The organism is Pseudoxanthomonas sp. LjRoot204_2 (assembly GCF_056175765.1).
In genome coordinates this window covers 1-6,511 of sequence record NZ_JBGFFG010000189.1, presented here as the reverse complement: position 1 = coordinate 6,511, position 6,511 = coordinate 1, and the positions used below count along the sequence as shown (strand labels likewise).

General features: G+C 67.3%; 7 protein-coding genes. 6 read left to right on the top strand and 1 reads right to left on the bottom strand.

Annotated elements, in window-relative coordinates; all coding sequences use genetic code 11:
* Positions 1 to 166 precede the first annotated feature (166 nt).
* From AC04L7_RS10370 to AC04L7_RS10345, 6 genes are all read left to right on the top strand, one after another.
* A complete protein-coding gene (locus AC04L7_RS10370) occupies positions 167 to 1,171 on the top strand; it encodes a class I fructose-bisphosphate aldolase (RefSeq protein WP_475512948.1) in 1,005 nt (334 codons plus the stop codon).
* A 202-nt stretch (positions 1,172 to 1,373) separates the two neighbouring features.
* Entirely contained in the window at positions 1,374 to 1,847 is a 474-nt protein-coding gene (locus AC04L7_RS10365) for a MarR family winged helix-turn-helix transcriptional regulator (RefSeq protein WP_296278533.1), read from the top strand.
* A gap of 8 nt (positions 1,848 to 1,855) precedes the next feature.
* Entirely contained in the window at positions 1,856 to 2,947 is a 1,092-nt protein-coding gene (locus AC04L7_RS10360) for an HlyD family secretion protein (RefSeq protein ID WP_436000201.1), read from the top strand.
* 140 nt (positions 2,948 to 3,087) lie between these two features.
* Positions 3,088 to 4,641: a DHA2 family efflux MFS transporter permease subunit gene (locus AC04L7_RS10355; protein ID WP_436000199.1), complete on the top strand. Its 1,554-nt coding sequence runs from the start codon at positions 3,088 to 3,090 to the stop codon at positions 4,639 to 4,641.
* A 1-nt stretch (position 4,642) separates the two neighbouring features.
* The gene (gene gloA2, locus AC04L7_RS10350) at positions 4,643 to 5,029 is read left to right on the top strand and encodes an SMU1112c/YaeR family gloxylase I-like metalloprotein (RefSeq protein ID WP_436001093.1); all 387 of its coding nucleotides are present in this window, start codon (positions 4,643 to 4,645) and stop codon (positions 5,027 to 5,029) included.
* A 254-nt stretch (positions 5,030 to 5,283) separates the two neighbouring features.
* Positions 5,284 to 5,721 (top strand): DUF6265 family protein, encoded by a 438-nt coding sequence (locus tag AC04L7_RS10345; protein WP_436000197.1) that lies wholly within the window; start codon positions 5,284 to 5,286, stop codon positions 5,719 to 5,721.
* A 6-nt stretch (positions 5,722 to 5,727) separates the two neighbouring features.
* On the opposite strand, the gene cysK is transcribed toward AC04L7_RS10345, so the two are convergent.
* Positions 5,728 to 6,511, bottom strand: a 784-nt coding sequence (gene cysK / locus AC04L7_RS10340) for a cysteine synthase A (RefSeq protein ID WP_475512947.1), incomplete at its 5' end; no start/stop codon positions are given.

The window sequence follows — 6,511 nt, the reverse complement described above, 5'->3', positions numbered from 1 at the left end:
GCAAGGCCGAGGGCGTGGGCGAGCTGTAACCGGTTTCGCCCGGGGCCTCGTGCCCCGCGATCGTCCCCGGATGCGTGCCTTGGCGCGCCTATGGCCCGATGTCGCCCGCTGCCGGCGCGGTGCGGGCTACAATTGGTATCTTTCCCGCCGCTTCCCCAGGAACCCCATGAGCATCGAACAGCTTGCCGAAACCGCCCAGGCCATGGTGGCCGCAGGCAAGGGCATCATCGCGATCGACGAGTCCACCACCACCATCGCCAAGCGGTTCCAGGGCGTGGGCATCGAGAACACGGAAGAGAACCGTCGCGCCTACCGCGAGCTGCTGCTCACCACGCCGAAGCTGTCGGACTACATTTCCGGCGCGATCCTGTTCGACGAGACCCTGCGCCAGTCCACCAAGGACGGCGTGCCGTTCGCCAAGTACATGAGCGACCACGGCATCATCCCCGGTATCAAGGTCGACAAGGGCACGCATGCGCTGGCCGGCTGCCCGGGTGAAGTGGTCACCGAAGGCCTGGACGGCCTGCGCGACCGCCTTAAGGAGTACTACAAGCTCGGCGCCCGCTTCGCCAAGTGGCGCGCGGTGATCACCATCGGGGAGGACATCCCGTCCGGCACCTGCATCGAAGCCAACGCCCACGCGCTGGCCCGGTATGCCGCGCTGTGCCAGGAATGCGGCCTGGTCCCGATGGTGGAGCCGGAAGTGCTGATGGACGGCGACCACAACATCGAGGTCTGCTACGAGGTGACCGAAGCCGTGCTGCGTTCGCTGTTCGGCGCGCTGTACGAGCAGAACGTGCTGCTGGAAGGCACCATCCTCAAGGCCTCGATGGTCATCGCCGGCAAGGACTGCGAAGAGCAGGCCGATGTCGACGAAGTGGCCGAGTCCACCGTCATGTGCCTGAAGAGCACGGTGCCGGCGATCCTGCCGGGCGTGGTGTTCCTGTCCGGCGGCCAGACCGACGAACAGTCCACCGCGCACCTGAATGCCATGAACCAGCTGGGCAGCCTGCCATGGCCGCTGAGCTTCTCCTATKGCCGCGCCATGCAGCAGGCTGCGCTGAAGCTGTGGTCGCAGGACCTGGTGGGCAATTTCGCCAAGGCCCAGGCCGTGGTGTACGAGCGTGCGAAGGAAAACGGCCTCGCCGCACTGGGCAAGTGGGAAGGCTGATCGCCTCCGCCCGTTGAAGTGATTCCGACGCCGGCCTTGTGCCGGCGTCGTCGTTTCCGGCTTCGGAATCCCGGCCTGCCGTGCGGGACCCGGCACCGCCTCGATCCAGCCGAKGTGGCCGTCTGCCCGTAACGAAAGCGGGGCTGAACACAAATTCTTCGCCTTGAATATAATTGCCTAAGCATCTATATCATAGGCACCCATGAAGACACCCGCCGGCCAGAGCACCATCGGTTACCTCATTGCGGACCTGAGCCGGTTGTTCGGCCGGGTCTTCGACCGCCGGGCGGCGCATCTCGGCCTCACCCGCGTGCAATGGCGCGCGCTCAAGCGCATCCACCAGAGCGAAGGCATCACCCAGTCCGAACTCGCGGACCTGCTCGACATGGAGCCCATCGCCGTCGGCCGCGTCATCGACCGCCTGCAGAAGGCCGGCTTCGTCGAGCGCCGCAGCGATCCGGATGACCGACGGGTATGGCGCCTGCACCTGCTACCGCAGTCCGATGCGGTGATGCACGACATCGAGGCCGTCGCCACCTCCGTCCGCGAGGACTGCCTGGCGGGCATCGACCCGGATGAACTGGCGACGGCGATGAAGGTGCTCGGCCAGGTCCGCGAAAACCTCTCCCTGCTCGATCGCGCCAGTCGCGCCGAGTCCTCCCTCCGCAAGAGCTGACCCCCACCATGACCAGCAAGATCAACGAGGCCGCCGAGAACGCGGCCAAAGCCCCCGCTCCCAAGCGCCGCCGCGTGCCCGTATGGCTGTGGATCGCCGGCCCGCTCGCCGTCGCCGGCTTCTTCGGCTGGGAATACGTCGCCTCGCAGCGCGAAGTCAGCACGGACAACGCCTACATCAAGGCCGAACGCATCCTGATCGCGCCGCAGGTCGGCGGCCGCGTGGTCGAAGTGGCCGTGCAGCAGAACCAGCCGGTCAGGAAGGGTGATCTGCTGTTCCGCATCGATGCCGATCCGCTGACGATCGCGGTCGCACAGAACGAAGCGCTGGTCGCGCGCATGGCGAACTCCGCCAGCGCGAGCCGCGCCAAGGTGGTCGGCACCGGTACGTCGATCCAGGCCGCGCGCGAAACGTTGACCTGGGCGCAGCGCGACCTGCAGCGCATGCAGCAGCTCGCCAGCCAGCAGCTGGTCTCGCGCAAGATGCTGGACGACGCGCGCCACGCGGTCGCCGAAGCGCGCACCGACCTGGCCGACGCCATCGCCAGCCAGTCCGAAGCGACCGCTTCGCTGAGCGGCAGTCCGGGCACGCCCACGCAGGACCTGCCCGAGTACCGCGCCGCGATGGCGATGCTGGCGAAGGCCCGCCTCGACCTGGACCACGCCGAAGTACGCGCGCCGGTCGACGGCATCGTCGGCCTGCACGACCTGCAGGTGGGCGAGTACATCAACGTCGGCCAGACGGCGATGCCGCTGGTGGCGACCTCGCCGATCTGGGTGGAAGCCAACTTCAAGGAAACCGAGCTGGAAAAGATGAAGGTCGGCCAGCACGCGACGATCGAAGTGGACAGCTATCCGGGCGTGAAGTGGAAGGCGCACGTCGCTTCCATTGCGCCGGCATCGGGCGCCGAGTTCAGCGTGCTGCCGCCGCAGAACGCCACCGGCAACTGGGTGAAGATCGTGCAGCGCATTCCCGTGCGCCTCGAGATCGATGGCGCCGCCACCGATGCGCCGCAGCTGCGCGCCGGCATGAGTGCCGACGTGCATGTCGAGCTGCGCGACGGCGGTACCGCCTCCAGCCGCGCCACTGCCGCGCGCTGAGGTTCGATTTCCATGTCATCCCGGGCGTGCGCGGATGCGGGCGAGGGCACTGTGGTGGGGCCCGGCCCCGCTGACGCCGCGCCCCGGGTGACCTCTGGATCGTCGCGTCGCGGATGCGTCGATCCCCTCCGGAATTTCCCATGAGCACTTCCACCGCTACCGCCCCCGCGCAGGACGACACCGGCAAGCGCACGCTGCTGGTCGGTTCGGTGATGCTGGCCACGCTGATGCAGGCGCTCGACACCACCATCGCCAACGTCGCGCTGCCGGACATGCAGGGCTCGCTGTCGGCTACCCAGGACCAGGTGTCGTGGGTGCTGACGAGCTACATCGTCGCCGCCGCGATCCTGACGCCGGTGACGGGCTGGCTGGCCGGGCGCCTCGGCCGTCGCCGCCTGCTGATCATCGCGGTCAGTGGTTTCACCGTCGCTTCGCTGCTGTGCGGCATCGCCAGCGGCATCGGCGAAATGGTGCTGTTCCGCGTGTTGCAGGGCGTGTTCGGCGCTTCGCTCGTGCCGATCTCGCAATCGTTGTTGCTCGATGCCTTCCCGAAGGAGAAGCACGGCGCGGCGATGGCGATGTGGGGCATGGGCATCATGGTGGGTCCGATCCTCGGCCCGCCGCTCGGCGGTTTCCTGACCCAGAACTACAGCTGGCACTGGGTGTTCCTGATCAACCTGCCGATCGGCATCCTCGCGTTGGTCGGCATCATGGCCAGCGTCAAGAAGGACGTGCCGCACGAGCGGCCGCTGGACGGCATCGGGCTCGCGCTGCTGGCGCTGGGCATCGGCGCACTGCAGCTGTTCCTGGACCGTGGGCAGAGCGAGGACTGGTTCGGCAGCGTCGAGATCCAGATCGAGGCCGCGCTCGCCTTCCTCGCGCTTTACATGTACGGCCTGTGGTGGTGGCGCAAGCGCGACCATGCACTGCTCGACCTGGGCCTGTTGAAGAACGCCAACTTCGCCGTCGGCTGCGCGCTGATCTTCGTCGTGGGCATCGTGCTGTTCGCCACGCTGGCGCTGCTGCCGCCGTACCTCAGCACGCTGATGAACTATCCGGTGCTGACGATCGGCCTGGTGCTGGCGCCGCGTGGCGTCGGCACGATGTTCAGCATGATGGTCGTCGGACGCCTGTTGGGCCGCATCGACGCGCGCTGGCCGATCCTGGTCGGCATGGGATTGATGGTGTTCTCGCTGCACGGCATGACCCAGTTCGGGCCGAATGCGTCGATGCATTCCATCGTCTGGCTCGGTGTCATCCAGGGCATGGGCCTGGGCCTGGTGTTCGTGCCCATCTCCACCGTCGCCTACGCCACGCTGGAACCGCACCAGCGCACCGAGGCCGCTGGCCTTTTCAGCCTGGTGCGCAACATCGGCTCGTCGGTGGGAATCTCGGTCGTGATGACGATGCTGTCGCGCGCCATGCAGGTGAACCATGCCGAGATCGGTGCGCGCATCCCGGCGTTCGGTGCGGAGACCACGCTGCTGCCGGCGGCGATGAATCCGTCCACGGCCACGGGCCTGGCCTTGCTCAACGCCGAGGTCAACCGCCAGGCCGCGGCCATCGGCTACCTCAACGACTTCAAGCTGATGATGCTGCTGACGCTGGTCTCGATGCCGCTGGTGCTGCTGATGCGGGGCGGCAAGGCGCGGTCGGGCGGCAATGCCGGCGCTGATGCCGCGGCAGCGCACTGACATGCGCATCGACGGCCTGCACCACGTGGCGATCATCGCGTCGGATTACGCGCGGTCGAAGCGCTTCTATACAGAGGTGCTCGGTCTGCGCGTCGTCGCCGAGCACTACCGGGCGGAACGCGATTCCTGGAAGCTCGACCTTGCCCTGCCTGACGGCACGCAGGTCGAGCTGTTCTCGTTCCCGTCGCCGCCGCCGCGCGTCTCGCGTCCGGAAGCCTGCGGTCTGCGTCACCTCGCGCTGCGTGTCGCCGACCTGGATGCCGCCATCGCCCACCTGCACGCGCACGGCGTGGCCAGTGAACCGGTGCGTGTGGACGAGTACACCGACCGCCGCTTCACCTTTTTCGCGGATCCGGATGACCTGCCGTTGGAACTCTACGAGCAATAAGGGTGCTCGCTGTGGGAGCGACGTAAGTCGCGATCGCACGCCATCAGCGGCCGTGATTCCTGTCTGGCTCTTACACCGGCAGGTATGGGGTTTCAGCAGGATTCCCGTAATGTGGAGTTCACGATCGCGACTTACGTCGCTCCCACACCGACTTTCGGATCGCGTGTCCGCCCACGCACCTGTTAAGGTCGCGCGACACTTGATCGGCTGCAATGGGGATACACATGAAACGCCGGGCGACGTTTTTCCTGTCCATGTCCACGGCACTGCTGGCAGTCCCCGCATCCGCCGGTGATCTCGACTGGCTCGCCGGCCACTGGTGCGGCGCGAGCGGCAAGACCTTCAGCGAAGAAACCTGGATGGCGCCGCGCGGTGGCCTGATGGTCGGCATGCACCGTGATACGCGTGACGGCAAAGCGATCGGCTTCGAGTTCATGCGGATCGCGCAACGGGACGGACGCTGGGTATTCCTCGCGCAGCCGAGCGGCGGCGCGGTGACCGAATTTCCCGTGCATAGCGTGGCGCCGGATCGCGTGGTGTTCGCCAATCCCGCGCATGACTTCCCGAAGCGCGTCATCTACTCGCGCCCCGACGCCGATACGCTGCACGCGCGTGTCGACGATGGGCGTGACGACGGCAAGGCGATGGAATGGACGTGGCGGCGCGATTGCGTTGCGCCGCCGTCGTCCTGACATCAATTACGGCAGCGCTGCGTCGCCCAGCGAGGCCAGCCAGTCGTCGTCGGAGCCTTCGTTGACGCCTTCGAACAGGGGCGTCGAGAAATAACGCTCGCCGGTATCCGGCAGCATCGCCAGCAGCACGTCGCCGGGCTTGGCCTTCTGCGCGACCTGGAGCGCGGCCGCAACGGTGGCGCCGCCGGAAATGCCCACGAAGATGCCTTCCTCCGCCGCCAGGCGGCGCGCGGTGGCGATGGATTCCACGTCCGTGACCGGCAGGATCTCGTCGGCGACCTCACGGTTCAGGACGTCCGGCACGAAGTCCGGCGTCCAGCCCTGGATCTTGTGCGGCTGCCACTCCTTGCCCTGGAGCAGCGACGCGCCCGCGGGTTCCGATGCGGTGATGCGCACGTCGGGGCGCGCGACCTTCAGCACTTCGCCCACACCGGTCAGCGTGCCACCCGTGCCCCAGCCGGTGACGAAATGGTCCAGCCGCTGGCCGGCGAAGTCGCGCAGGATCTCGGCCGCCGTCGTCTGCCGGTGGTACGCGGGATTGGCGGGATTGGCGAACTGGCGGGCGAGGAACCAGCCATGCTGCTTCGCCAGTTCCTCGGCGCGCCGCACCATGCCGCTGCCGCGCTCCGCGGCCGGTGTCAGGATCACCTTCGCGCCGTAGGCACGCATGAGCTTGCGGCGTTCGATCGAGAAGGTTTCCACCATGACCGCGACGAACTTGTACCCGCGCGCGGCGGCCACCATCGCCAGCGCGACGCCGGTGTTGCCCGACGTCGCTTCGACGATGGTG